The 25,838-nt window shown below is 63.2% G+C and carries 29 protein-coding genes, 1 tRNA gene and 1 other RNA gene; 7 read left to right on the top strand and 24 right to left on the bottom strand.

Annotation, left to right across the window (positions count from 1 at the left end):
• Positions 1-131 precede the first annotated feature (131 nt).
• From RXV90_RS18665 to RXV90_RS18645, 5 genes are all read right to left on the bottom strand, one after another.
• Complete coding sequence (locus tag RXV90_RS18665) at positions 132-452, bottom strand: DUF4389 domain-containing protein (protein ID WP_316650522.1); 321 nt, start codon at positions 450-452, stop codon at positions 132-134.
• Between the two features lie 76 nt (positions 453-528).
• Positions 529-1,518 (bottom strand): Gfo/Idh/MocA family protein, encoded by a 990-nt coding sequence (locus RXV90_RS18660; RefSeq protein ID WP_316650520.1) that lies wholly within the window; start codon positions 1,516-1,518, stop codon positions 529-531.
• Positions 1,519-1,697: 179 nt separating this feature from the next.
• Complete coding sequence (gene rpoH, locus RXV90_RS18655) at positions 1,698-2,594, bottom strand: RNA polymerase sigma factor RpoH (RefSeq protein ID WP_316650518.1); 897 nt, start codon at positions 2,592-2,594, stop codon at positions 1,698-1,700.
• Between the two features lie 226 nt (positions 2,595-2,820).
• Positions 2,821-4,104: an MFS transporter gene (locus RXV90_RS18650; RefSeq protein ID WP_316650516.1), complete on the bottom strand. Its 1,284-nt coding sequence runs from the start codon at positions 4,102-4,104 to the stop codon at positions 2,821-2,823.
• 114 nt (positions 4,105-4,218) lie between these two features.
• On the bottom strand, positions 4,219-5,253 hold the full coding sequence (locus RXV90_RS18645; protein ID WP_316650514.1) for an RluA family pseudouridine synthase: 1,035 nt from the start codon (positions 5,251-5,253) through the stop codon (positions 4,219-4,221).
• Between RXV90_RS18645 and RXV90_RS18640 the strand changes: the two genes are divergently transcribed.
• Both RXV90_RS18640 and RXV90_RS18635 read left to right on the top strand, forming a co-directional pair.
• On the top strand, positions 5,252-5,560 hold the full coding sequence (locus RXV90_RS18640; protein WP_316650512.1) for a DUF6476 family protein: 309 nt from the start codon (positions 5,252-5,254) through the stop codon (positions 5,558-5,560). The genes RXV90_RS18645 and RXV90_RS18640 overlap by 2 nt on opposite strands.
• An 82-nt stretch (positions 5,561-5,642) precedes the next feature.
• The gene (locus RXV90_RS18635) at positions 5,643-6,611 is read left to right on the top strand and encodes a hypothetical protein (protein ID WP_316650509.1); all 969 of its coding nucleotides are present in this window, start codon (positions 5,643-5,645) and stop codon (positions 6,609-6,611) included.
• Between the two features lie 22 nt (positions 6,612-6,633).
• Here RXV90_RS18635 and RXV90_RS18630 read toward each other — a convergent pair whose 3' ends face one another.
• From RXV90_RS18630 to RXV90_RS18620, 3 genes are all read right to left on the bottom strand, one after another.
• Positions 6,634-7,431, bottom strand: a complete 798-nt coding sequence (locus RXV90_RS18630; RefSeq protein WP_316650508.1) for a metallophosphoesterase family protein — start codon at positions 7,429-7,431, stop codon at positions 6,634-6,636.
• Positions 7,431-7,507, bottom strand: a tRNA-His gene (locus RXV90_RS18625). The genes RXV90_RS18630 and RXV90_RS18625 overlap by 1 nt, the downstream gene beginning before the upstream one ends.
• A 49-nt stretch (positions 7,508-7,556) precedes the next feature.
• Entirely contained in the window at positions 7,557-8,036 is a 480-nt protein-coding gene (locus RXV90_RS18620) for a GNAT family N-acetyltransferase (protein WP_316650506.1), read from the bottom strand.
• Positions 8,037-8,175: 139 nt separating this feature from the next.
• Here RXV90_RS18620 and RXV90_RS18615 point away from each other — a divergent pair, with 139 nt between their 5' ends.
• Entirely contained in the window at positions 8,176-8,376 is a 201-nt protein-coding gene (locus RXV90_RS18615; RefSeq protein ID WP_316650505.1) for a DUF6324 family protein, read from the top strand.
• Between the two features lie 13 nt (positions 8,377-8,389).
• Here RXV90_RS18615 and RXV90_RS18610 read toward each other — a convergent pair whose 3' ends face one another.
• The 3 genes from RXV90_RS18610 to RXV90_RS18600 form a co-directional block, all read right to left on the bottom strand.
• On the bottom strand, positions 8,390-8,851 hold the full coding sequence (locus RXV90_RS18610; RefSeq protein WP_316650503.1) for a CAP domain-containing protein: 462 nt from the start codon (positions 8,849-8,851) through the stop codon (positions 8,390-8,392).
• Positions 8,852-9,053: 202 nt separating this feature from the next.
• Positions 9,054-9,875: an inositol monophosphatase family protein gene (locus tag RXV90_RS18605; protein ID WP_316650501.1), complete on the bottom strand. Its 822-nt coding sequence runs from the start codon at positions 9,873-9,875 to the stop codon at positions 9,054-9,056.
• 55 nt (positions 9,876-9,930) lie between these two features.
• Positions 9,931-10,293, bottom strand: coding sequence for a helix-turn-helix domain-containing protein (locus RXV90_RS18600; RefSeq protein ID WP_316650499.1), 363 nt, complete (start codon positions 10,291-10,293; stop codon positions 9,931-9,933).
• A 309-nt stretch (positions 10,294-10,602) separates the two neighbouring features.
• Between RXV90_RS18600 and RXV90_RS18595 the strand changes: the two genes are divergently transcribed.
• Positions 10,603-11,562: an NADPH:quinone oxidoreductase family protein gene (locus RXV90_RS18595; protein WP_316650497.1), complete on the top strand. Its 960-nt coding sequence runs from the start codon at positions 10,603-10,605 to the stop codon at positions 11,560-11,562.
• Here RXV90_RS18595 and RXV90_RS18590 read toward each other — a convergent pair.
• On the bottom strand, positions 11,518-12,426 hold the full coding sequence (locus RXV90_RS18590) for a LysR family transcriptional regulator (protein ID WP_316650495.1): 909 nt from the start codon (positions 12,424-12,426) through the stop codon (positions 11,518-11,520). The genes RXV90_RS18595 and RXV90_RS18590 overlap by 45 nt on opposite strands.
• Positions 12,427-12,549: 123 nt before the next feature.
• Here RXV90_RS18590 and RXV90_RS18585 point away from each other — a divergent pair, with 123 nt between their 5' ends.
• Positions 12,550-12,741 (top strand): DUF1127 domain-containing protein, encoded by a 192-nt coding sequence (locus RXV90_RS18585; protein ID WP_316650493.1) that lies wholly within the window; start codon positions 12,550-12,552, stop codon positions 12,739-12,741.
• Positions 12,742-12,898: 157 nt separating this feature from the next.
• Positions 12,899-13,684 (top strand): Bax inhibitor-1/YccA family protein, encoded by a 786-nt coding sequence (locus RXV90_RS18580; RefSeq protein ID WP_316650492.1) that lies wholly within the window; start codon positions 12,899-12,901, stop codon positions 13,682-13,684.
• Positions 13,685-13,754: 70 nt separating this feature from the next.
• Here the strand turns inward: RXV90_RS18580 and RXV90_RS18575 are convergent, their stop codons facing one another.
• The 6 genes from RXV90_RS18575 to RXV90_RS18550 form a co-directional block, all read right to left on the bottom strand.
• Positions 13,755-15,377, bottom strand: a complete 1,623-nt coding sequence (locus tag RXV90_RS18575; protein ID WP_316650490.1) for a tetratricopeptide repeat protein — start codon at positions 15,375-15,377, stop codon at positions 13,755-13,757.
• A 454-nt stretch (positions 15,378-15,831) separates the two neighbouring features.
• Complete coding sequence (locus RXV90_RS18570) at positions 15,832-16,326, bottom strand: GNAT family N-acetyltransferase (protein ID WP_316650488.1); 495 nt, start codon at positions 16,324-16,326, stop codon at positions 15,832-15,834.
• A gap of 37 nt (positions 16,327-16,363) precedes the next feature.
• Positions 16,364-17,047 (bottom strand): endonuclease/exonuclease/phosphatase family protein, encoded by a 684-nt coding sequence (locus RXV90_RS18565; RefSeq protein WP_316650486.1) that lies wholly within the window; start codon positions 17,045-17,047, stop codon positions 16,364-16,366.
• On the bottom strand, positions 17,047-18,462 hold the full coding sequence (gene cls / locus RXV90_RS18560) for a cardiolipin synthase (protein ID WP_316650484.1): 1,416 nt from the start codon (positions 18,460-18,462) through the stop codon (positions 17,047-17,049). Before cls ends, RXV90_RS18565 begins: the two co-directional genes overlap by 1 nt.
• A 306-nt stretch (positions 18,463-18,768) precedes the next feature.
• Positions 18,769-18,936 (bottom strand): 50S ribosomal protein L33, encoded by a 168-nt coding sequence (gene rpmG, locus RXV90_RS18555; protein WP_008330537.1) that lies wholly within the window; start codon positions 18,934-18,936, stop codon positions 18,769-18,771.
• A gap of 100 nt (positions 18,937-19,036) precedes the next feature.
• Positions 19,037-19,741, bottom strand: coding sequence for a DUF533 domain-containing protein (locus RXV90_RS18550; RefSeq protein WP_316650479.1), 705 nt, complete (start codon positions 19,739-19,741; stop codon positions 19,037-19,039).
• Between the two features lie 134 nt (positions 19,742-19,875).
• Between RXV90_RS18550 and RXV90_RS18545 the strand changes: the two genes are divergently transcribed.
• Positions 19,876-21,123, top strand: coding sequence for an aminopeptidase (locus RXV90_RS18545; RefSeq protein ID WP_316650477.1), 1,248 nt, complete (start codon positions 19,876-19,878; stop codon positions 21,121-21,123).
• A gap of 13 nt (positions 21,124-21,136) precedes the next feature.
• Here RXV90_RS18545 and rnpB read toward each other — a convergent pair.
• The 6 genes from rnpB to gatC form a co-directional block, all read right to left on the bottom strand.
• Positions 21,137-21,503: RNase P RNA component class A (gene rnpB, locus RXV90_RS18540), an RNA gene on the bottom strand.
• Between the two features lie 14 nt (positions 21,504-21,517).
• On the bottom strand, positions 21,518-22,237 hold the full coding sequence (locus RXV90_RS18535; protein WP_410482384.1) for an N-acetylmuramoyl-L-alanine amidase: 720 nt from the start codon (positions 22,235-22,237) through the stop codon (positions 21,518-21,520).
• The gene (locus RXV90_RS18530; RefSeq protein WP_316650473.1) at positions 22,204-23,268 is read right to left on the bottom strand and encodes an aminotransferase class V-fold PLP-dependent enzyme; all 1,065 of its coding nucleotides are present in this window, start codon (positions 23,266-23,268) and stop codon (positions 22,204-22,206) included. Before RXV90_RS18530 ends, RXV90_RS18535 begins: the two co-directional genes overlap by 34 nt.
• Before the next feature lie 6 nt (positions 23,269-23,274).
• Positions 23,275-23,973 carry a hypothetical protein gene (locus RXV90_RS18525; protein WP_316650471.1) on the bottom strand — a complete coding sequence of 233 codons (699 nt, stop codon included), beginning with the start codon at positions 23,971-23,973 and terminating at the stop codon, positions 23,275-23,277.
• Between the two features lie 33 nt (positions 23,974-24,006).
• Positions 24,007-25,494: an Asp-tRNA(Asn)/Glu-tRNA(Gln) amidotransferase subunit GatA gene (gene gatA / locus RXV90_RS18520; protein WP_316650528.1), complete on the bottom strand. Its 1,488-nt coding sequence runs from the start codon at positions 25,492-25,494 to the stop codon at positions 24,007-24,009.
• A 15-nt stretch (positions 25,495-25,509) separates the two neighbouring features.
• The gene (gatC, locus tag RXV90_RS18515; protein ID WP_316650469.1) at positions 25,510-25,797 is read right to left on the bottom strand and encodes an Asp-tRNA(Asn)/Glu-tRNA(Gln) amidotransferase subunit GatC; all 288 of its coding nucleotides are present in this window, start codon (positions 25,795-25,797) and stop codon (positions 25,510-25,512) included.
• Positions 25,798-25,838: the final 41 nt, after the last annotated feature.

Here is a 25,838-nt window from a genome sequence, read left to right as displayed (position 1 = left end):
TCCTCCCAGACAGGATGAATCACAAATCAGCTCCAACAGGAATCCCCGCGATTCAGGTTTTCAGTCGGATGCTTTAGCGCCGCGTCACCGGTTCGGTTCAGAGGGCGGGCACTGCCCCGCCCCCGCAGTCGTTACGCGTCCCAGGGCTCCCAAGGCCAGGGCTTCTCTTCGGTGCCCATCGCCTGATAGCGGGCGGCCTTGGCGAGCCATGTGCCGAGATCTGTGCCGAACTCGGTGAGCCGGGCGTTCGGCGCATTGGTGTTCACCAGCGTCAGGACATATTGCACCACCGTCACGAGCAGGAGCACCGACTGCGCGAGGTTGATCATGATCGCGAGGATCACCGAGTGGACGAACCTGAGGCCCATGTTCTCGCCGATCTTGTCCGGCCGCCGCTCCTGCGGCTCCGGCAGATCCGGCATGACGTGATCGAACTCTCCCCGCTCTGCCATTTCCGTGCTCCATCTCTCCCGTCGGTTCGGCAAAGCCTACCTTACCGTCGGGCCTTTGCGAAGGTGACGCGCCGACCTAGTTTCCCCGTTCCGCGGCAAAGGCCATGTCAATCATCGCCTGAGTGCCCTTGGCGTCTTCGAGGCGCCATGGATAGGGCATACCTTCCTGGATGCTGCGCCCGAACGTTTCGACCTGATTGACGTACTGGTTGACCGAAGGCCAGCGCTCCACCGTCACCGAAGGCGCGCCGCCGCCATGGGCATTCCGGTGCAAGGCGAGTTCCGCCTGTCCGAAGACACCGGCATTGAACGGGGCGGTGAGGGTGATGACGCCTTCGCGCCCCTGGAACGTTACGTATTGCCGGGGATGGGCCCGCATCGACGTCACCGAAGAGTAGCGGAAGGACGGGAAATCCCCGGTAACGTGCGAAAAGACATCTACCCCGTTTTCGCGCCGGATATGCGCCTCCAGCCGTTGCGGTTCTTCCCCCGTCACCCAGCGCGCGGCGCCGAACGTGTAGACGCCGATATCGGGCAGGCTGCCGCCACCGGTTTCAGGACGGTTGCGGATGTTGCCCGGATCGGAGGAATTGTCGTAGCTGAAGACACTGTCGACAAAGACGAGGTCGCCGATCGCGCCGCCCTGTACCAGTTCGCGGGCGCGCTGCCATTGCGGGTGATGGACGATCATATATGCCTCTGCCGCCAGAAGCCCGGTGTCGTCGCGGGCTACGATCAATTGATCGATCTCTCCCGCCTGCATCGCGATCGGCTTTTCCGTCAGCACAGGCTTGCCGGCGGCGAGCGCCTTCAACGTCCACTCCACATGGAGGTGGTTGGGCAAGGGAACATAGACCGCGTCGATTTTCGGATCCGCGAGCAGCGCGTCATAGCTGTCGTACACCGTCAGCCCCGGTGCAATGGCCTGGAAAGGGCCGGCCTTTTCCGGGGAGGACGTGGCGAGGCCCGCAAGTGCCGCGCCTTTCGCCGCGTTGATCGCAGGCGCCATGTGGCCTTCGGCAAACTTTGCCGCCCCGAGAACGCCCCAGCGCACCGTATCCGTCATCTTGTCAGCCTCCGACTCTTGTTCGCGCTAACAGTAGCCTGCGGACGGACCGGCTTAAACCTCGATCCGCAGGGAGCCGGGATTTCCTGGCGCCGGGCCTTTACGCGTCATGAAAAAAGGGCCCCGGCATTTGCGGGACCCTTCGATGCACTTATCCGTTCGCCCGCAAAGGGGCGCGCTCACGCGGCGCTGGAGATGCCCTTTTCGCGCGCAAGTTCCTGCATGCGTTTCTGCAGTTTCTCGAACGCACGGACCTCGATCTGCCGGATGCGTTCGCGGCTGACGCCGTAGACGCCCGAGAGATCTTCCAGCGTGACGGGGTTATCCTGCAAACGCCGCTGGGTGAGGATATCCTGCTCGCGCTCGTTCAGAACGCTCATCGCATTGGCCAGCATTTCACGGCGGGTTTCCAGCTCGTCTTTCGCTTCATAATCCGCAGCCTGGTCGGCATCTTCGTCCTCGAGCCAGTCCTGCCACTGGGCCGCCCCTTCGCCATCGGCCGAAATCGTGGCGTTGAGCGAGGCATCGCCGCCCGACAGACGCCGGTTCATGGAAATCACCTCGTCCTCGGTCACACCGAGATCGGTGGCGATCTTTTCGACGTGCTCTGGCCGCAGGTCACCGTCTTCGAGAGCCCCGATTCGAGCCTTCGCCTTGCGAAGGTTGAAGAACAGTTTTTTCTGGGCGCTCGTCGTTCCGAGTTTCACCAGGCTCCACGACCGCAGGATGTATTCCTGGATCGAGGCGCGGATCCACCACATGGCATAGGTTGCGAGGCGGAAACCCTTTTCGGGATCGAACCGCTTCACGGCCTGCATGAGACCGACATTCGCCTCGGAGATCACTTCGGCCTGGGGCAGGCCGTATCCGCGATACCCCATCGCGATTTTCGCTGCGAGGCGGAGGTGGGAGGTGACCATCTTGTGAGCGGCCTCGGTATCCTCGCACTCCACCCACCGCTTGGCGAGCATGTATTCCTCTTCCGGTTCCAGCATCGGAAACTTCCGGATTTCCTGGAGGTACCGGTTCAGGCCCCCCTCAGGACTGGGGGCAGGAAGATTAGCGTAGTTCGACATCATCGATATCCCTGTAACTGCGCCCGATGTATCAAGGCTTAACATGCAGATAGTGAACTGGTCAGTTCAGTTCAAGTAGGTCTTCAGCATTTCCGTTAACAAGAGGTTAATCCGCCAAAGCGGTGGATGATATCTTGTGTCAGTCATCTCACGCATTTGTGTGCATAATACAATATTGGTTCGCACTTTACAGCCTGAGTGTGCATTTTTGCAAATCCTCAAGCCATCATCCTGCCCTTGCACCGCTGTCGCCCTGCACTTCATCCAGCCCCAGTGCAGCCCACGCCCCCAGAAGGCTCATCACCGCGAACAGGGCAAGTACCGCCGAGGGACCGACGATGTCGGAGAGAAAGCCGAAACCACCACCGGCGATCAGGAGGACGCCGATCATCGTGTTGGACAGGGCGGTGTATCGCGCCTTGCCGCCCGGCGTATCCATATCTGTGAGGTGCGTCTTTCGTCCGGCGCGCGCGCCCTCATAGCCGATCTGGGCCACGAAGACGGCAACCGCGGCAATGGCCCCATTGAGCAAGCCGCCGGTCATGAGACCGATCGCCGCCGCGGTGCCGAGCGCGATCGCAGCGAGCGCACCCGCGCCTGCAAGGGTCTGGCGGCTGGATCGGTCGGAGAGACGCCCCCAGAGATAGCTGGACGCAATCGCGGCCAGTGAGGAAGCGACGAGGAGGAGGCCGAGATTGCCGGGCGCACCTTCCCCCGCCCCCTCGCTGAGCATGACGAGAAACGGCGGAGCGAGTGCCGTGGAAATCATCAGGCCGCGCACGAGAATGTAACGGCGGAACTCGCCGTCCTTCCAAAGTGGCTCCAGCACGTTTTTCGACGTCGTGCCCTCGTCCCCCGCATCCCGATCGGGTGGCTCGTCGATCCCCAGATAGGTCATCGCGGCCAGCAGCCAGAGCGCGCCCGCAACCATGATCGCGATCGAAATCGCACCGAGTTCGCGGGGGATCACTCCGAAACTTAGGAGAACCGCGAAAGCAAACACGACGAGCGCCGCGACCGTGCCGGCCGCGCCGGAAACGGTGCCGCGCGCACCCGTTTCGACCGTGCGCGCCAGGACATCCTTGTGGCTGGCCGAACATGCCGCGCGTGCGCACGCGAAGATCGCAAGGCAAAGCAGGATCACCCAGCCTGCACCCGCCCCCTCAAGGGTCAGCGCCGCGATCGCCATGCCGAACGCCGCAAGGCCCTGGATGATCGAACCCGCCACCCAGAAATACTTGCGCACAGCGCGCCTCTGGATTTCCCGGGCAAGCAGAATCTGCGGCAATAGCGCACCTGCCTCGCGGACGGGAACGAGGGAACCGATCAGATAGCCGGGGGCGCCGACCGCGCCCATGACCCAGGCGAGCACGAGTTTCGGGTCGATGAGACCGTCGGCAATCTTCGTGCTGCTGAGGGAGAGGAAGTGGCGAGAGAACCGCTCTGCCGCCCCGTCCCCCGGCTCTGCGTCTTCGGGAGCGATCGCCTTGAAAAGGGTTCGTGTCAGCAATTGGCTCTCTTCAGGTTCGAAACAGGACGGGGTCGGACCCGACCCCTTCTTCTAACGCCGGATAAGCACGCATGTTCCGCACGTTGGCCCCTGCCCCGCGGAACGTCACGCCGTTCAGGCCGAAATTGCGCCGGCTCGAAGGGTGCCGAGCAGATCTGACATGTCCGGCGGCATCTCTGCCTCGAAAGCGAGCCATTCGCCCGTAACGGGGTGTTCGAAGCCGAGCGCGGCGGCGTGAAGCGCCTGGCGCGGAAAGGCCGCGACGGCCGAAGCCGCCGCTTCTCCCATGGCTGATGCCTTCAGTTTGCGGCGCCCACCGTAGACAGGATCACCGATCAGCCCGTGACCGGCATGCGCCATGTGAACGCGGATCTGATGCGTGCGGCCGGTTTCGAGGCGGCACGCGCAGAACGCGGCCTGATCAAGAAAACTCTCCAGCACCTCAACGCGGGTGACAGCGTGCCGGCCGCCGGACCAGACCACGGCCTGCCTCTGTCGATCGCTCTTGTGGCGGGCAAGCTGGGACTGGATCTTGATGATGCCGCCCGGTTCGATGCTGACGCCACGCACACCGCGCAGCCTTGGATCGCCGGCATCGGGGACGCCGTGACAGAGCGCGAGATAGCGACGTTCCGCGGAATGCGCCTCGAACTGGGCGGCGAGGCCGTGATGTGCCCGGTCCGATTTCGCCGCGACGAGAAGACCGGACGTGTCCTTGTCGATGCGGTGCACGATGCCGGGACGTTCGACGCCGCCGACACCGGACAGGTCGCCGCCGAAGTGATGGAGGAGCGCGTTGACAAGCGTGCCGCCCGGCGTGCCGGGCGCCGGGTGGACGACCATTCCCGCAGGCTTGTTCACGACGACAAGGTCGGCGTCTTCGAACAGGATGTCGAGCGGGATCGCCTCTGGCCGGGTTTCGGTTGCCTGTGCCTCCGCCAGAGTAACGCGGTAGACCTCGCCCGCTTCGGCCCGGGCCTTCTGATCGCGCACGACGCCGCCCGGCCCGGCCACGTCGCCGGCCGCAATCATGCGCGCGAGGCGGGAACGCGAAAGATGCGCGGCCTCTGGCACCGAGCGCGCCAGTGCCTTATCAAGCCTGTCGGGCGGCCCGTCGCAGATGGTCACCTCGAGAACGGATGGCGGCATGGATGAAGACCCCCCGCTCGCGCCGGGCGACGCCCGGACGATCGGCTTTCTGAAAACGTTGGTGACCGTGCTGACGGTCACGATGATCGCGGGCGTTCTAGCGATCATCGTGCTGCTTGTCATCCGGCTCCAGGCTCCGGCGCCGCTTCCAGCGTTGCCTGAGGCGATCGTCCTGCCGGAGGGTGCGCGCCCGGCAGCACTGACATTCGCGGAAGGCTGGGTCGCGGTGGCGACGGAGGGCGGGCGGCTTCTCGTCTACGCGCGCGACGGCAAACTTCTGGGAGAGATCGACCTTACCTCGCCTTAGCGGGTTCTAGGCCCATGGCCGATTTCTTGCCTTATTTCGGTGATAATCCCGCTGCGGACTCATTGCGCCGCGGAGCACACCAATGCCCTTCGACCTTCCCTCTCTTCCCCATATCCTCTATCGCCTCTGGCGCTTGCGCCGCTTGATCGCGGTCGCAACCGTGCTGCCATTCGTTCTGTTTGCGCTTGTCGGGCTTGTCGGGCTTGGGGGCCCGGCCACGACAACCTTCGGGTTGGCGCTGACGCTTGTCGTGCTTTTCCTCGTGGTCGGGGCTCATGCGGTTCTGTTTCCGAATGCATGGCAGGAGACGCTTTCAATCTCTCTTCTCCTGGTGATCATGGCGGTCTTCCTGCCGATTTTCGGCGGGTCGGTTCTTGCCTGGATCGTTCTTCTGATCTGCGCACCATTCTTCGTGATGTCCATGCAGGGACGGATCCTGACCGCATTCAATGAAAAATTCCGGGAGCGGCCCGTTTTCACGAGCCGGGTTCGCGTGGACGCGCCGATCGAAACGGTGCGCGATATCATTCCACTGCGCCCCGGCCGAGACATCGGACAGTATCGCTGCGGCGCGGCCGGCCGGGACGGCATCTTCCCCGTCTGGTACGACATGCCGGGCACAGATATCTTCGATGGCTTTTGCGACTTCGACGGCGGGGAGGATGCGACCCTGTCGTCTTCGGCCGCAGGAGAGGCCGATCCGACCTTCTTCGCGAAGATCGACGCCGACGCGCCGGAGCTTCAGAAAACCCTCATTCTGACGCCCGATCCGACAGGCGGCTGGCAGACCGAGGCCGTGGTCGAACACCGGTTCAAGCAGGGAAAGGCGGGTTGCCTTGTGACGGAAACGGAGACGCCCGACAGCTATCCACTCGGCCAGACAGTTTCGCTCTGGATGAACGATTTCCAGACCGATGGGCTGGTTTACCTGCGGGACATCATCGAGAAGCGCGAGACGCTTGCACTCAAAGCGGCGCATCGCTGGTCGCTTCTTACAATTGCGGGCCGCTGGGTCGCGGGGCGGATGATGGGACGGGTGTCGGACGGCTAGGCCGGCGCGACGTCGCGGGGCATCAGCGCTCGAGCATCCAGCCGGTGTTGAGGGCCTGGGCCCAACTTGCGGCCCCGGTCGCTTCGGCCCGCGCGATCATGTCGGTCGGATCGTAGGGGACGACATGCAGGCTTGGCCGCCACTCTCCGTTCACGCGGTCGAGCATCGCATAGCGCGCATCGGGTGCACCGGTTTCGGCCACGAAGGGCGGATCGGTCCGGTCATCGAGATAGGACGGGACGCCGACGGCGCCGGGATTAACGAGCAGGCGACCATCCGGAAGACGGACGACGCGCGGGAAATGCGTGTGCCCCGACAGGATGACAGGGTAATCATGACCCTCGGCCTTGGGGGCCACTTCCGATAGCCAGGCCTGGCGCATCACGCCCATTTCACCGCGCACGTGAAGCCAGTCTTCGCTGTCACTTCTGGGCGTGCCATGGGTCAGCAGAACGCCTTCCACGACCTTTGTCGCCGGCAGGCCCGCGATCCAGTCGAAATGCGGTTGGCTCAGGTGCGGCGTTGTCCACTGTTCCCACAGTGGCTGCTCTTCAAAAGGACGGTCGATGAGCCAGCGGTCATGGTTGCCCATGATCGTCGTGAAGCCGGCCGGGATCAGGCGTTCGGCCGTTCCCACCGGATCGAGCGGGCCGGAAAGACTGTCCCCAAGGTTGACGATGATGTCGGCGCCAAGGCGGGAGATGTCGGCAAGAACAGCGTCCAGGGCGGCCGAATTGCCATGGATATCCGACATAACTGCAAGGCGCATTGGTTTCGCCTCTTCACTCGCCTGGCCCCGCGCCGTTCGCGGGAAGTTCATGGTACCGCCTCCCCGGCTTGAACGGGGGACCTCTGGATCCACAATCCAGCGCTCTAACCAACTGAGCTAAGGCGGCACTTGATGGTCTCTCCGTCTAAGCATGGCGAAGAATGAATGCAAGAGGCTCAGAGCGATAGACGCCACGTCTCCTCGATCTGATGAGAGCCGAAATCAGTGCTTTCCCGTGACCCGATCAATTCGAAACCCGAACGGGCATAAAGGCTGCGCGCCTTTGCCTGTGCCTTGGTCGTGGTCAGCGACAGGGTTTCAAACCCGGCGTCACGCGCAAACCCGATACAGGCGGAAATCAGCAGACGCCCAATGCCGCGGCCCTGCCAGCCGGGTTCAACGAAAAAGAGCCTGAGCTTCGCGTCTTCGGCGCCGAGTCCGTTGCAGGTGATCGATCCGACCGGCCGATCTTCGCAACGTGCGATCCAGGTACGGTCGCGGCCCGGCCTGGGTTCGGTGACGAGCGCATGAACGATCCTCGCCACATGCGTTCCGAACGCATCGTTGTAGCCCAGGGTTCGGGCGTAGTGGGCCTTGTGAAATTCGACGATCCACCCTTCGTCTACCGGCATGAGCGGCGCGAGTTCGATGTTCATGGACCGAAACCTGTCACACGGCAGGGCGCATTGTCACGGAGTAAGGTGCCCCCTTGGCCATGGCCGACGGCGCGATGCCATCTTGCCAATGCGCTGCGGCGGCGTTAGGCCGCCGTTCTGAGCTATCGGAGCCGGATCCATGGGCATCAACGACGAAAGCGACACGACCGCCAATCTTCAGATCGGCCCCACATCCCTTGGCATGGTGCGCCTGTTCATAGAAGGCGACGGGTTCGAGGTGCCGCTCGATTTCGACCCGAGCGAGGCGGAAGAGATCGCCGAGGAGATTCGCGCCGCAGCCGCGCGCGCGCGGGCCATGTCATCGAAGGGCAAACGCTGAGGTCCGATCAGCCTCAGCAGCGCTGACCGACGTTCAGAACCCAGAAACGACCGTAGCGGGCAAAGCCGTACTCGTCGAAGTCGCGGTAGAGAAGGATCCGGTTGTGACCGGGCGAGTCGACCCATGCTTCGAACGCATCAAGGGCGGTAGGTTGCCCGAAGGCAAGGTTTTCACCCGTGGCGCAGGCACGGTATCCGGCCTTGCGGATCCTGTGCTGGGGCAGCGATCCGTCCTTGCCGCGATGCGAGAAGTAATCCTGTCGCGCCATGTCGATCGCATGGGCGCGGGCCGCACGCGTCAGTTCCGGATTCGGCGTCAGGGGCTTCCTGCCCTTCTGCGCGCGATAGCGATTGAGCGTCGCAGCGAATTGCGTCGCTTCCGAGTTCGCGGTCACGGCACTGCCCGATGACGTCACGACAACCGATGTATTCTTCTCCGGGGTCGTGGCGCAAGCGCTCAGAAGCAGCGCAGCCATGGCCCCCCGTACCAAGTGTTTCGCAAGCATCCCGATGTCCTTGCAGCAGATTCGACCGGGACACGCTAGGGACCGAGTTGGGCACAAAGCTGGCGCTGACGTGAAACTGGCAGGGAATCGCAAAGCGACCGGCGAAACCTCGCCGACATCGGGGGCAATCTGTGGAAAACTCGCCGGAGATCAGGCGGCGGGGCGCATTGCCCTACCCCGCAATCTCGCGCAGGAGGGTGAGAGCCTCGGCATGGATCGCTTCGTTTGCCGCGGCGATGACACGACCGCCACCGTGGGCCGGGCCCCCGGCCCAATCGGTCACAACGCCGCCCGCAGCCTCGACCACCGCGAGCGGGGCCGCGATGTCATAGGGCTGAAGCCCGGCCTCGATCACAAGATCGACCTGCCCGGCGGCGACAAGCGCATATCCATAGCAATCAAGGCCGTAGCGCACGAGCCTCACCTTGCCGGCAACGTTGCGGAAGGCGCGCCCTTCCTCGGCCGTCCCGACCTCGGGAAATGTCGTGAGCATCGTGGCCTCGGCCAGGGGACGGGGCGGTTTGACTGCGAGCGGGCGCTGTCCGAGCGGACCCGTGACAAAGGAGTGCCCGAGCCCGCCGAAGAAGCGTTCGCCGATATAGGGCTGGTCGATCGCCCCGAGGATCGGCCCCGTCTCTGTCGCGACGGCAACGAGCACGCCCCATGTGGGCGTACCCGACATGAAGCCGCGGGTGCCGTCGATAGGATCGAGAACCCAGGTCAGACCGGACGTGCCCGGTTTTGCCGCGAATTCCTCGCCCAGTATCGCGTCATCGGGGCGACGGCGATGAAGGATATCGCGCATTGCCTCTTCAGCAGCGCGATCTGCCTCGGTTACGGGATCAAACGCCTCGGCCTTGGACGCGATGTTCAGGCCATCGGAGCGGAAATAGGACAGCGTCGCTGCACGCGCGGCGTCGCACAGCGCGTGCACGACCTCGACAAGCTCTTCGCTGTCGGGGCGATCCGTCAAAGAATGGCGCGGCCCTGTCATGGTTCCGCGCTACTTGAGTGCTGCGGTCACGTCAACGGCGCGGGGCCGATGACGATCAGTCTGCGTCGCTGAGCACGCGCGCCAGTTCGAACAGACGGCGGCGTTGTGTTTCAGGAATGGCGTAATAGGATCGAACGAGTTCGAGCGCCTCCTTGTCTGCCATCAGATCCCGCGGCACGTTCTCGTTCGTGCCAACACGCTCATCGATGCCTTCGAAAAAGAAGGAAATCGGCACCTCGAGCGATTCCGCGATATCCCAAAGGCGCGAGGCGCTGACGCGGTTCATCCCCGTCTCGTACTTCTGGATCTGCTGAAACTTTATGCCAACGCGTTCCGCGAGCTGCTGCTGGGTCATTCCAATCATCCAACGGCGGTGGCGGATACGCTTGCCGACATGGACGTCTACCGGATGTTTCATCAGCTCTTCTCTCTTGATGTCTTTCTCACGTAACGGATGAGCCCACTATATCTAGGAACCCGCTTGGGTTGCACAACCTGTCCTTTTCGTTAGGCTTCACAATAATAATGGGCCGTCAAGTTTACACAAATATTCCCAATTGAATTGACATGGATTCTTTGCGGATCCATGGAAACTGGACAACATAATGGGCCTTGCATGCAATCTGAATGCGAAAGCACAATCGAAGCTCTCCTTATACGTGTACAGCATAGCCACCTTCCAGCGACCTGACAATGGTCACGTTCGTCTGAGGACAGAAGCCCTAGAATGAAGTCCCTTCGCCTCCATCAGCTAGAGTCGGCGCCTGTCCTGGAAGACGTCCCGGCCCCCGTACCGGCGGCCGGCGAGGTGCTCGTACGGATTCGCGCATGCGGATTGAACTTCGCGGACCTTCTCATGATCCGAGGGCGCTACCAGGAACGGCCGAACCTTCCGGTGACGCTTGGAATGGAGGTTTCGGGCGAAATCGTTGCCCTCGGCCCGGGGGTGACGGCTCTAGAGGTCGATCAGCGGGTGGCCGTCTATTGCGGCCAGGGCGGCCTCGCGGAGTTCGGCGTTTTCCCCGCCGACCGGTGCATTCCCCTTCCGGAGCGTATGCCGTTCGAGGTTGCCGCGGCCATGCCTATTGCCTACGGGACGAGCCACCTTGCGCTTACACGGGTGGGTCGCCTGACGGCGGGTGAGACATTGCTGGTTCTCGGAGCGTCGGGGGGTGTGGGCCTGACTGCGGTCGAGATCGGAGCGCAGATCGGCGCCAGGGTGATCGGTGCCGCGCGCGGCGCTGAAAAGGCCGAGGTGGTGCGCGCTGCGGGGGCTGAATTCGTTCTCGATCCCGAGACCGACGATATCCGAGAGGCCGTGAAGGCGCAGGGCGGCGCAGACGTCGTTTATGATGCGGTTGGCGGGGATCAGTTCAGGGCTGCATTCCGCGCGATGCGCCCCGAGGGCCGCATTCTCCTGATCGGATTCGCGAGCGGAGAGGTCCCCGAGATTGCGGCGAACCACCTGTTGGTCAAGAACGTGAGCGTTCACGGTTTCTATTGGGGAGGTTATCTTAACTTTGCCCCAGATGTGCTTGTCAATTCTTTGAAAGAGCTGTTCCAGTTGTATGACGAGGGCCACCTTAGGCCGCATGTCAGCCAGACTTTTCCGCTAGAACGTGCGATCGACGGGCTTGAATTCCTACGCAGCCGCCGTGCGACCGGCAAAGTCGTGATCACGACCTAGCCTGGTGCGATAGCCGGATCGAAGCATATCCGTCAGCACCTGAAGGGGCTTCAGGACGCCCTGCCCGCCTTCTCCCGTCACGTGGTACATGTTGATCTGCTTGGATTGCAGATCGGGGAGCGTGCCGTCGTGAGGCACGGGCACCATGTAGGGCGGGCATGTCATGTCGAGCGCCGCATGGATTGCCAAATCGGCGCTGACGCTCGCCTCGACGGTGCGGGTGCTTTCTGATTCGACCGCCATTTCCCAAGGGATGTCGGCCTCGTCGAGCGCGCGCTGCACGCTTTGCCGGAAGATGCAGCGATGTTCGAAAGCCAGGCGAAGTGGCCGGCTTTTCCACGCGACGCCGCCGGGGGCACCGACCCAGATCAGCGGCAGTTCGACAAGGGTTTCGGCCCCCGCATCGGATGCGTCTTCGGTCGTCAGGATGATCTGGGCGTCGCCATGCGCGAAGAGCCCTTTCAATTCGCGGGTATTCGATGACAGGAGGTTCACGCGCATCCGCGGGTATTGGGCATGGAACTTCTGAAGGATTTCCGGGATCACGGGATAGACGATGTCATGTGGCACACCGAGGACGATCTTGCCCTCGTAGCCCGGATCGGTCATTCGCGAGACGATTTCGTCGTTAAGCGCAAGCATGCGGCGCGCGTAGCCTAGAAGCTGTTCACCATGGGCCGTGAGCCGAAGTTGGCGGTTCGCGCGATCGAAGAGCCTGAGATCAAGCGTCTCCTCCAGCCGCTTGAGCTGCATCGATACGGCCGATTGCGTGAGGTTCAGAAGGCCGGCAGCCCGTGTAACGCCGCCCGCTTCAGCGACTGCCACGAATGAACGGAGCTGGGTGAGATAGAGATTCCGACGCATATCAAGATTCGTGATGAATCGGCTCAAGATTATTCGTTTCCAATATGAACAATGGTTCGCCAGAAACATCAAGCAGCGTGATGAATACCGCCGCAACGATCAACTTTTCAAAAGGATATCCCCATGCAAAGCCTGAGCCAGACCTGCCCGGCAAGCCTCCAGCGCCACAGACGCGGGAAACGCCTTCGCTGGATCGACGCGGTCTTTCGCGTCCAGAACGACCGGGTGTCGCTCGCCGAAATGCCCGAACATCTGAGGTGCGACATCGGCCTGAGCAATCGGCAGATCGAGGACGAGATTCGGCGTCCTTTCTGAGATATTCCAGACTGGTGGCGCTGAATTAAGCGAAACCTGACGAAAACAGTCATAAAACGGCCCGCAAGCCTTGAAATGGCCTCCTTTCCTGCCAATATAAACTGCGACGGTCGGGGGCGGCGCTTCCGGCCTGAGCAGGGATTATGTGGAGGCTTTAATGGCTGAATATCAGACGGCACAGCGTGTTGGAGTTGACGCCCGCGCCCGTGCCGCCATCGATGAGGGTCTGCGGACCCACATGAACAAGGTTTATGGCACCATGTCGATCGGCATGGTGATTACCGCGCTGGCCGCCTGGGCCATCGCCGGCCTGGCCGTTACGGCCGATCCGTCTGCCACCGGCATCATGATCCGAGACGGGGAATACCTGTCGGCACTCGGCGCGCTGATCTACACGACGCCGCTGCGCTGGGTGATCATGCTTGCGCCGCTGGCTTTTGTGTTCTTTGGCTGGGGCGCGATGATGCGCCGGGGTTCGGCGGCTGCGGTTCAGGTTTCTTTCTTCGCCTTCGCGGCGCTGATGGGCCTGTCGATGAGCTCGATCTTCCTCGTCTTCACCGATTTCTCGATCGTTCAGACGTTCCTGGTGACGGCGATCGCTTTCGCGGGCCTCAGCCTCTGGGGCTACACGACGAAGCGCGACATCTCTGGCTGGGGTGCGTTTCTGATCATGGGCGTGATCGGCCTGATCGTTGCGATGATCATCAACATCTTCCTCGCCAGCCCGGCGATGATGTTCGCGATCTCGATCCTTGGTATCCTGATCTTCGCGGGCCTGACCGCGTTCTACACGCAGGACATCAAGAACACCTATGTTGCCCACGCGGCGCATAACGATCAGGAGTGGCTCGACAAGGCTGCCTATGATGGCGCGCTCAGCCTCTACATCAGCTTCCTGAACATGTTCCAGTTCCTGCTGATGTTCCTGGGCAACCAAGAATAACCAGCACCCCTGGTGCGACGAGAGGGCCGGCCACCGCCGGCCCTTTTCTTTTGTCGCCATGCAGGAGGCGTCATTTCGGAAGCCCCGCTCCTTCGAGGCCGGCGAGGTGCCGGTCGAGCACGGCCTTATCGCTGAATGGCTGTGTCTTCGCGAATTTCGACAGGGAATAATCCGGGGCGACCCTCAGGATTTCGGCAACCGCCGCCTGCGCCTCGGCCATTCGGCCCGTCTCCTGATAGGCTATGGCGAGGACGATGAAGCTGTAGATATACTCCGGATCGCGGGCAACGGCCTCGCGGGCAAGGGAGATTGCTTCCGCATAGCGGCCTTTCAGAAGATGGGCCCAACCCAGGGTTTCCGCGTACCAGGCCGGATAGATCGGACAGAGACGCTTGGCCTTTTCCAGCAACGGGATCATTTCGTCCGGCGCGTTGCAATACTGGCCGACGCAGGCGGCCACGCCATAGGCGAACGCGTTGTTGGGGCCGAGGGAAATGGCCGTTTTCACATGCGCGCGTGCGGCATCGAAATTGCGTCGGCAAAGCTCCGTGAACCCAAGCGCGATGTGAACTTCGGGATTGGACGCATCGATGTCACGCGCTCGTGCCCCGGCGTTCATGGCAAGGTCGAGCGACCGCTCGGCATCCACCGCCCAGCCGTTGAACACCTCTTCGACATGCGACCATCCCAGCCACACCCAGGCGGAGGCGTAGGTATCGTCAAGCTGAAGCGCGCGTTCGGCCAGGGCCCGGCCCTTCAAGAGATCCTCCCTGCGGTGCCCGAACATAAGCGACGCGACCTGCGCAACGCATTCCCAGGCTTCCAGGACAGTCGTGCCGCTGGCCCAAAGACGCGCCTGATCGCCTTCCGTGATCTCGACCTGAAGGGCCGACGCCACCTGCCGCGTCATCTCGTCCTGAAGATCGAACAGGCTTCCAACATCCCGGTCATAGCGTTGTGCCCAGATGTATTGCCCCGACACGGCATCGATCAGTTGAGCCGAGAGGCGAAGCCGGTTTCCCTCGCGGCGAATGCTGCCTTTCAGAACGTATCTGACGCCTTGTTCCTGGCCGACCCGATCAACCTGAGGTTCCGCGCCCCGGTAGATCTCGGTGGAGCTTCGCGCGACGACGAACAGCTTGGGTATTTTCGAGAGGGCGGTGATGACATCCTGCGTCATTCCATCCGCGAAGCGCTCCTGCCCGGCATCCTGCGACAGGGTCTCGAATGGGAGAACGCCGATGGACGGCAGGCTTGGTACGGCGGGTGACGGCGTCGCCTGTTCCCGTGCATCTTCGGCGGTGTCGAGGCGCAACCTTTCGTCCCGGACCCATTCTTCAAACGCTGGATCACGGATTCTGAGCGCCGAAAGGAATTCCGCGTCCCCTGTGCCCGGCAAGACCGTCAGTCGCTTCGCGTTCAGGGCGAGAGCGTTCTGTGCGATGTGCAGCAGGTCGTCATCGGCCCCAAGCGCCTTGCGAAGCTGTGTCAGCACCTGCCGCAAGGAGGCGCGGCCCTGCTCTTCCCCGCGGTCGGACCACAGGAGAGCGACGATCTCATCGCGCGTTCTCGACCTTCCGGGCGGCATCGCAAGAAATGCGAGAAGGGCCTTTGCCTTGGCAGAGGAAAGCGCGATCTCCACCCCTTCCGGGTTCACCAGAGTTACGTCGGCAGACAGGATCAGCCGATACATTCAGGGCCCGAATTGTGCGGATTGCGGATCATGGGTCGATTATTAACGGCGGATTCACGGTTCGCATAGCGAAGGCGCGGAATTCCTCACGACGGAAATCACGCCGCATTCACGCCCGTCTCCTACGGTTCATGAAACCAAGTCCGGCAGTTCTGCCAATTACAACCGACGGAGACCGCGAAATGTTTGGAGACCTCAGCACCTGCACAAAAGCCGGCGCCTTTGTTGCCGCGATGGACGCCGCGCAAAGGGCCGATCTGACGGAACGGCGCAGGCGCATGAAGGCGAATGACGCATTTGCACCACCGCGCGGGAGGACGGGCATTCTGGCGCGAATCTCGGCGTTACTGGGGTTTGAAGAGAGGGGTCGGCCCGCGATGGAACGCACGCAGGCTGCCGCCGAATAGGAGATGACGAGAGAGACGCGAAATCCGGTTCAGCGTGCCCCGTTTGCCTATAGGTCTTTCACCATCCGCACGGCCGCGAAATCGATGCCGGGGCGCAGGCCGATCGTCACATTCGCATCGATCGAAAAACCCATCGCCTCGTAGAACGGGACGGCCATGCGTGTCGAAAGACATTCCAGCCGGCTGATCCCGGTGTGACGTGCCTCAGAGACGATGCCCATCATGACGCGCCGCGCAATTCCGCGCCGGAGATACCGGTAATCCGTTACCATGTGGCGGACATCGGCAATGCCACCGCCCTTGATCGAGCGCGTCCAGCCGCCGCCGCCAAGAACCCTGTCCTCCTGATCAACGGCGACATAGTAGGTACCGCTGGTTACGAGGGCCGGATTGACCTGGCTGATGATCGGCACGGCCGTCACCTGGGTGGATGGCGGATAGCTCGACTTAAGAAGCCGCGTGTAACTTCCTGTCAGAATGCGACGGAGTGGCGGAATATCCGCGCTGATCGCCGTTCTGAGGGTGATGACATCTGACGCCATTCGGTTCAGATAGCTCGACGCCAGCCCAAGGAAAGGGTCAGCCGCTCACCTCGACATCCGCCCAAACGGGAAGGTGATCGGACGCAACCCGTGCAGCACCCTGCCGGACCACTCCCGCCCCGTGCAGCCGAAGCTTCTTGCCCAGGGCGAAGCGATCGAGAGGCGCAATCGGACGGGCTGTGTGAAAACTGCGCCCCGGTGTCTGCACGTCGAACACCCCATCCCAGGGTTCGAAACCTGTGCGCACCGCCCATTCGTTGAAATCGCCCGCGATCACCGTGCGGGAGGCGCGTGCATCCACCGCATCGCGGATCGCGCGCTGCTGGCGGATTCGCCAGGGTCTCAGAAGCCCGAGATGCGTTCCCACCACCGTAAGCCCACCGTCGACATCGATACGCACGGCGCCGCGCGGCTCGAGCCCGGGCAGGTCTATGTGGGCCACATCACCGATGGCGAGCCCGGGCCGCACGAGAACGGCGTTTCCATGCCAGCCGAGACTCACATCGTTTCGCGCAAGATCGACGACGGCATAGTCGGTCTCCTGCTCGATCAGGAAGCGCGGCAGAGCCGAGGGGCGCGCGCCCAGCCTGCGGTCGACCTCCTGCAGAACGACCACATCGGCGGCAATCTCGTTCAGGACTTCAAGGATGCGCGCAGGATCGCGGCGACGGTCAAGACCGACGGCCTTGTGGATATTGTAGCTTGCGATCCTGAGACGCATCAAAGCAGCGGAGCCAACAGCCGCGCGAGCGGGGCTCCGACCCGAAGTTTCAGACCTTGCTCGGAAAGCCGTTCGGTCATCATCCGCGCCTTGGCGAAATCGCTCTCAAGCATCTCTTCAACACGCGCGGCGGCCACGGCGTCGAAGAAAACCGCCATCGCCTCGAAATTCAGCCGAAACGATCTGTTGTCGAGGTTCGTGGTGCCGATGCCGGCGATCCCGTCATCGGCGAGGAAGACCTTCTGGTGCATGAAACCGTCGGTGTAGCGGTAGACCGTCACACCGGCATCGCGCACCTCGTCGAAATAGGCGAAGGCCGCGAGCCATGGCAGGTAGTGATCGATTTGATCGGGCACGAGAAGGCGAACGTCAACGCCACGCAGACCGGCTTGAATCAACGCCGACAGGACGATGCTGTCGGGCACGAAATAGGGGCTGGCGATCCAGATGCGGCGCCGTGCGGCGATGATCGCCGTAAGAAACAGAAGACTGCCGCTGTCCATCTCATCGACGGGCCCGGTGGGCACGATGAGACCGGTCATGTCATCGTCCGCATCCTGCGGAGTCCAGCGCAGGCTGTTGTCGAGCGTTTCGCCCGTTGCCCAGTGCCAGTCCTCGGCAAAGGCAAGCTGCAATTGCTGGACCATGGGGCCCTCAATGGCAACATGGGTGTCGCGCCAGCGCCCTATGGATTTGTCACGCCCCAGGTATTCGTCGCCCACGTTGTGCCCGCCTGTGAAGCCGATCTGACCATCGACGATAACGGTCTTGCGGTGATTACGGAAATTGATCTGGAGGGGGGAGGTCGGACCGCGGGCTGAGCCCGGATCGACGACGCGGATGCCCGCCCGCTCGAGCCCATCGGTATAGGACCGGTCAAGGCTGTAGCTTCCGACCCCGTCATAGATCACGCGTACGGTCACGCCGCGCGAGGCCGCGGCTTTCAGGCGGTCGGCGAAATCGCGGCCGATGGTATCGTTTCTGAGAATGTAGAACTGGACGAGGATGTAGGTCTTCGCGCGGTCGATCGCATCGAAAACCGCGGCAAAGGTCGCGGTTCCATCGACCAGGATTTCCATGGTGTTTCCACCGACGGCAGGCATGCCAGCGATCTTCTCGAAGGCGGGAATCGATGGGTCCGGCGCGCCGCTGGGGGCGTGGGATTCGGCGAAATCATCAAGCGCTTCGATCACCCGCTGGCTGTTCCGGCGCGAAACGACATAGCCGCGGAACTTGCTTTGCCCGAAGAGGATATAGGATGGCAGGGCGAACCAGGGCGCGGAGAGAAGGAATACGACCCAACCGACGGCGCCCTGAGGCGTGCGGGCGGTCGCGATCGCCCGCCAGGCCGCTACGGCCACGAGGGCCGGCAGTATGAGTGCGCCGATAACAGCAAGGGCCGTGCCGAATGTCATTGCGTCTCCGTCGCGCAAGAGGATCTGTCACTGGCCTATCGGAGTGGCGCGCACAAGAAAACCGATTCAGGCTGGCGGAAGCCCGGCCTGTCGGGCTGAAGGAAGGGGCGTGGCCCCGTCGAGACGGGCAACGACGTACTTGCCGGCTTCAATGCCGGAGGCCGCGACCCCAATGCTTCGGGCGCAGCCAGGGCGACGGGGCTGTTCTGCCTGTGAACTTCTACGCCCACAATCCTTTCGCGAGAGGCAAAAAGAAAAGGCCGCGCCCAATGGCGCGGCCCCGTGTTCGGTTCGCAGATCGGTAGATTACTTGATCTTGCCTTCCTTGTACTCGACATGCTTGCGCGCCACCGGATCGTACTTACGCACGGTCATCTTCTCGGTCATCGTGCGGGCGTTCTTCTTCGTGACATAGAAGTGGCCCGTATCGGCGGTCGAGTTCAGGCGGATCTTGATCGTCGTCGGTTTCGCCATCTTCTTACTCCTCGTGCGGCCCCGTCCACGGGGGCTACGCCGTCAAATCTCGTGAAGCCCGCCTTTTACTGGCGCGGACGCGGCTGTCAAGCGGGAAGGGTTACTTGGCCCCCATGGACGCGTGGACACGGGCGCGCGTTTCGTCGGACAGGCCGAGGGCCGCGGCAAGCCCGTCAAGGTAGGCCGCCTCCTGCGTGGTGTCGACGCGCACGGCCATCAACGAGGTTGCATAGACCTGCGCCTTCATCGCATCGCTGGTATCGGCTGCCAGCCCAAACAGATCGACCGGTTTGGCCAGCTCCGCCTCGACGAATGCCCGTTCGTCCGCATCAAGCTCTCCAAGATGATCCATCAGCCGCGCCTGTTCTTCAGCATCGAAGGTGCCGTCCGCCTTCGCAGCCTGGATCATGGCGCGGATCATCAGCTTGGCGTTGTCTTCCATCGTCTCGGTCGTGCGGCTGTTGCCGGTCAATGTATCCATCATGGCCGCTGCCTGTTCGGCTCCTGCCGCCGCACCACCGTTCAGCGCTGCGAGCAGGCTGCCCAGACCGGCCGCCGCCTGCTCTCCTCCGGCAGAGGTCGCGCCCGTCCATTGATCCATCATCCTCTTCAGGCCGTCCGCGCCACCGGGCACGCCGAACCGCTCCATCATCTCGCCCATCTGGGCCTGCATGTTGGACAAGGCCGGGTTGTCCTTCATTGCATCCTGAAGGCCCGCGAGTCCTCCCATTTTCTTGTATTGCTCCACGCCTTTGGCAGCTGCAAAACCTGCGGCCAGCGCCGCCAGTGTCCGGACAAAACTCATTGGGGCTCTCCTGAATTCGGGCAAAAGGGCTTGGTGTTCCGCATCGAGACTAGCACGCCGAGCCTGAGGCGGCGACCGTTGTTGCACGGGGCTGCGAAGGCGCTAGGGTGCACCGCATCAGGCAGGAGCAGATGATGACCTTCACAACACACACAATCGACCGAGAGAAACTCAAGCGCCTCGCGGATGTGGCCGTGAAGGTCGGGCTCAACCTTCAACCCGGGCAGGAACTTGTGATGACTGCGCCGGTCGAGGCCCTGCCACTTGTTCGCGAGATCACCGAAGCCGCCTATGAGGCTGGGGCGAGCCTGGTCACACCGCTGCTGAGCGACGACGAGGTGACGCTTGCGCGCTATCGAAGCGGAACGTCAGACGGGTTCGATACCGCGCCCGGGTGGCTTTACGAGGGCATGGCGCAGGCCTTCGAAAAGGGCGCGGCGCGCCTTGCGATCAAGGGCGACGACCCTGCCCTGCTCGCCGGTCGGAACCCGGATCACGTGGGACGAGCGGCCAAGGCCATGTCCGCAGCCTCGCGGCCTGCGCTGAATCACATCGCGAATTTCAGGATCAACTGGAACATCGTCTCGTGGCCAGGCCTCGCCTGGGCGCGGCAGGTCTTTCCCCATCTTGCGCCTGAGGCCGCGCAGGCGGCGCTTGCCGATGCGATCTTCAAGGCAAGCCGGGTGGATCAGGGGGGCGCGGTAGAAGCCTGGAGGGCTCACAATGCGACACTTGCCGAACGTGCCGCCTGGCTGAACGGGAACCGCTTCGACGCCCTGCATTACACCGGCCCCGGCACCGATCTGACCATAGGCCTTGCCGACGGCCACGCCTGGGTCGGCGGCGAGACAGAAGCGCGGAACGGCGTGATATGCACCCCAAACATCCCGACTGAAGAGGTGTTCACGACACCCCATGCCGAAAGAGCAGACGGATACGTGCGCGCGACGAAGCCCCTTTCCTACCAGGGCACGCTGATCGAGGAGATCGAGGTGCGCTTCGAAGGCGGGCGCATCACAGAGGCGCGTGCGGCGTCCGGAGAGAACGTGTTCCGCACGCTTCTCGACAATGACGAGGGGGCGCGCCGGCTGGGGGAAGTCGCGCTCGTCCCGCACCGCTCGCCGATCTCGGATACGGGGCTTTTGTTCTACAATACGCTCTTTGACGAGAACGCGGCGAGCCATATTGCGCTTGGTCAGTGCTACGCAGAATGTTTTGAGGACAAGACCCTGTCGAAGGAAGAGGTCGCTCAACGCGGCGGCAACTCGTCGATCATCCATGTCGACTGGATGATCGGCTCCGCCGAGATCGATATCGACGGGATCACCGCGGACGGAACGCGGGTACCGGTGATGCGATCCGGGGGATGGGCGCAGGGCTGAAACGCGAAGGAATGCATGCGGAGGGCCTGTAAGCCGGATTCTGTCCGGGGGCCGGGGCCCCCTGAATGACCATTCCTCTAGGCCCGCCGTTGCCGGCGCGCTCAAGCTGCCTACCCGGGACCCGGGCCGAAGCCGCCCATGCGGGTCCCCTATTCGGCATTGCTCCCGGTGGGGCTTGCCGTGCCGTCCCTGTCGCCAGGGCCGCGGTGGGCTCTTACCCCACCGTTTCACCCTTACCCCGGATCAGATCCGGGGCGGTCTGATTTCTGTGGCGCTTTCCGTCGGGTTGCCCCGCCCGGGCATTACCCGGCACCGTTGCTTCGTGGAGTCCGGACTTTCCTCTCCCGCCCGAAGACGGCAGCGGCCATCCGGCCCTCCGCATGCGAGGGCAGAGCTAAGCATCACGGCGGGGCGGGTCAACGGGAAAGCGGCGGGCGAGATCGGCGGCAATGGCCCGGTCCGTCTCATCCGCGGGGCCCGTCACGCCGGGGCGGAAGCGCAGGCGGAACGCGTCGAGGACCGCATCCATACCGACCTCCAGCGGGTAGCCGAAGCGTGCGAGATCGCCCCATAAGTCGTCCGTCCCGCGCAGGGTTTCATGCGTCTCTGGCCAGACGGCCTGACCGTCTTCTGCCAGACTCTGCCAATCGAACAAGGCGCCGGGATCCGTCTTCCGCCCCGGCGCCATGTCGGAATGGCCGATCACGCCTTTTGGCGGGATGTTCCAGCGCCCGCGGATCTCGGCCAGAAGTGCAACCAGCGCCGCCATCTGTTCCGGCGGAAACGGGCAGGTGCCGTCATTCGCAAGCTCGATCCCCACAGAGGCGGAGTTCACATCACTCAGTGATCCCCACCGGCCCGCCCCGGCGTGCCAGGCCCGGCGGGTCTCGGGAATGAGCCGGCATATGCGGCCTGCCTCGTCAATCAGGTAGTGTGAGGACACCTCGGTCGCCGGGTCGCAAAGCCGATCCAACGCCTCTTCCGCCGTCGCCATGGCCGTGTAGTGGATCACGATGAGTGACGGGATCAGGCCATCGCGCCTGGTGCCGTGATTGGGAGATGGATGGGTCAGATGCACGGTCACGCGATCCGGGGCAATGCCTCGATCATGCATTCGATCTCGGCTTCCGTATTGTAGATGTGCGGTGAGACGCGAAGGACTGACCCGCCCGTGACCGGCGGGGATGCGGGTTCGTCCCGCTCCGGATCGGGGAATTTCACCACGACGTCAGAGGCTTGCAGGCCGGTTTTCACATCCTCTAAGTATCGCTGAGGTACGAAGAGCGCGAGCGCGCCCGTCATCGGCTCATGCCCGTGCAGCACGTCGAAACCGCGCTCCCGCGCCCCGGCGCGGGCAAGATCGCGCAGGTGACCGATCCGCACCGCACGGGCTGCAATGCCGTCGTCGAGCGCCTCGCCCAATGCCTCCGAAAGCGCAAGATGCGCCGAAACCGGCATATCCGTCGGCTCGATATCACGCGGAGGACGCGGTGCGCCGAGGGCCGGGTTCACCCACGCGAGCGCTGTGCCCCGGGGTGCCCGCACCCATTTTCGGGTTGTGGCGAGGAAGGCATCGCAAGGGATGCCGCCAAGGTCGATGTCGGTCTGACCGATGGCCTGTGCCCCGTCGACGATCAGCCGGCATCCCTCGGGCCGCGGAACGTCCGCAATCTCCTCCACCGGATAGCGGCGGCCTTCGATGCTGGACACCATGGGGGTGAAGATCGCCGCCACATCCTCGTCGAAGCGTGCCGCCCAGTCGGAGAGAGGTGCACCCGAGGTGGGATCGGGCAGCACTTCGATGGATGCCGCTGCTGAAGCCGCAAGCCTCTCGAGCATGCGGACGTTCGGGCCCCATTCGTGCGGCGCCACGAGAATGCGACGCCCCACGAGGTTCAGACGCAGCACGACCCCGAGCCAGGCCGATGTCGTCGTCGCAGCAATATCGATTTCCGATGGCGGAGCGCCGAGGATCCGACCTGCACGGTCGTAGAGCACCTCAAGCCGTTCCGCCGCATTACGGAACGCGGTGACCGGCCCATCGTGTCGTTCGCGCCCGGTATGGTCTGCAACAGCATCAAGGACCGCAGCCGATGGCAGCCCGTGACTGCAGGCGTTCAGATACACCGGGCCCGTGTCAGGCATCCGCCGTCAGCCACCCCTCGCGGCGCGGAACGGGCGGGGATCCCAGCCGCATGCGAAGCCGTCACCATCCGGGTCGAGCCCGCGACGGTCGCGATCCGGGCCGCCCATTTCCATGAAAGCGATCTGGGCCCGGTCAGGCGACGGATATTCGGCACAGTTCCGTTCGGTTCTTGACGGCGACGTGCGGCCACGCTTGTAAACCGGTTGCCCGATCGCGTGGTTCGTGGCCAGGGCGAATTCCACGATATTGGGGCTGGAAGAGCCGCTTCGCTCTGGCAGAGCCTCTGGCGCGACCGGCTGGAACTGTGCGCGCTGGCGTTCGAGACGCTCTGCATCGCTTTCGATGGTTTCGCGGCTTGCGACGGCCTCGAAGCTCTGTTCGTCAGAAATGGCCGGATTGTTCGTAGTCGCGGTCGGTTCATCGAGCGCTTCCGACGCGACAGCAACCACATCCACCGGTGGCGCGGTTGGCGCGGCCTGCGTCTGCGCAGGCACTTCGTTCGACACCGCGAGCGTCGGTGGCACCGGGCCCGCCGTGCGGGACAATTGCGCCTCGCGCGCGGCACGGGCGCGCTCCTGCGCCTGATAGGTGGAATAGTCCTGAAACCCTACGCCCCGCTGAGGAGGAGTGGATGGCGCGCAGGCGGCAAGCGCCAGCCCGGTGGCGACCAGCGCGGCGCGCGAGGTCATGTTCACAAATGTCATGGTTCTGCTCTGCCCACTTTATGTGGTGTCAGCCTACCACCATTTGACGGGTTTGGAAACAAAGCCCGCCGCGCTTTCGAGGGCATAGGCGGTATTCAGAAGGTCCGCCTCGTCCCAGGGACGCCCAATGAGTTGCAGGCCCATCGGAAGACCCTGCTTGTCGAGCCCTGCGGGCACGGCAATACCGGGCAGCCCGGCCAGGTTGACCGTCACCGTGAAGACGTCGTTGAGATACATCTGCACCGGGTCGGCATCCGCCATTTCACCAAGCCCGAAAGCGGACGTCGGTGTGGCCGGGGTCAGGATGGCGTCGACGCCGTTGGCGAAGGCATCCTCGAAATCCTTCTTGATCAGCGCCCGCACCTTCCGTGCCCGGTTGTAATAGGCGTCGTAGAAGCCTGCAGAGAGCACGTAGGTGCCAACCATCACGCGCCGCTTCACCTCTGCGCCGAACCCTTCGGCACGAGTCTTCTCGTACATCTCCGTCACACCGTCGCCCTGCGCAAGCTTGGCGCGGTGGCCGTAGCGGACGCCGTCATAGCGGGCGAGGTTCGACGAAGCCTCGGCGGGCGCGATCACGTAGTAGGCCGGAAGCGCGTATTTCGTATGGGGCAGAGAGATATCGACGATTTTTGCCCCGGCGTCCTCGAGCATCTTGCGGCCATCAGCCCAAAGAGCCTCGATCTCCTCGGGCATCCCGTCCATCCGGTATTCGCGCGGAATACCAATCGTCTTGCCGCGAATGTCGCCTGTCAGCGCCGCCTCGAAATCGGGAAGCGCCAGATCGGCCGAGGTTGAATCCATCGGGTCATGGCCGGCCATGGCCTGCAGCATGATCGCGCAGTCACGGACCGATTTGCACATCGGCCCGGCCTGATCGAGCGAGGAGGCGAAAGCCACGATGCCCCAGCGCGACACCCGGCCGTAGGTGGGCTTGAGCCCGGTAATTCCGACGAAGGCGGCCGGCTGGCGGATCGAACCGCCCGTATCGGTGCCGAGCGCGGCCAGGCAAAGATCGGCCGCGACCGCCGATGCAGACCCGCCCGAGGAGCCGCCGGGTGTCAGCGGCGTATCGTCATTGCCGCGACGCCAGGGGTTTACCACGTTGCCGTAGACGGAGGTTTCGTTGGACGAGCCCATGGCGAATTCGTCCATGTTGAGCTTGCCGAGCATGATCCCGCCGGCTTCGAACAACTGTCGCGTAACGGTCGACTCGTATTCAGGCAGGAAGCCGTTCAAGATCCCGCTTGCGGCCTGCGAAGGCACGCCCTTCGTGCAGAAAAGATCCTTTACGCCAATCGGGATGCCGCACATCGACGGCGCATCACCGGCTTTGAGGCGCGCATCCGCCGCCCGGGCCTGTTCCGTCGCTATCTCGGGCGTGTTGTGGACAAAGGCGTTCAGCGCCCCTGCCCCTTCGATTGCGGCAAGACAGGCTTCGGTCAGTTCGACCGCCGAAACCTCGCCCGCGCGAAGCTTGTCGCGCGCATCGGAGATTGTCAGTTTGTTCAGTGCACCGATCACGTCCGCCCCCATCTACTCGACCACTTTCGGCACGGCGAAAAACCCCTCGCGCGCATCGGGCGCGTTCGAGAGGATTTCTTTTGGCATGCCTCCGGATGTCACCACGTCCTGGCGCCGCTTCAGGCGCATCGGGGTCACACTGGTCATCGGTTCGACACCGTCGACGTCGACCTCGTTCAGTTGCTCAATGAAGCCTAGGATCGCGTTGAACTCTCCCGCAAGAGCCGGAAGATCCTCCTCCTCAACCTTGATCCGGGCGAGCTTGGCGACCCTGCGGGCCGTTTCGAGATCGATTGACATGCGAAGTCCTGTCTTGAGACGCGATTGACCTGTCGGGCTTG

The organism is Ovoidimarina sediminis (assembly GCF_032586175.1).
GTDB lineage: Bacteria > Pseudomonadota > Alphaproteobacteria > Rhodobacterales > Rhodobacteraceae > Ovoidimarina > Ovoidimarina sediminis.
Note: the sequence above shows the minus strand (reverse complement) of the source record. Positions and strands in the feature narration are given on the sequence as shown.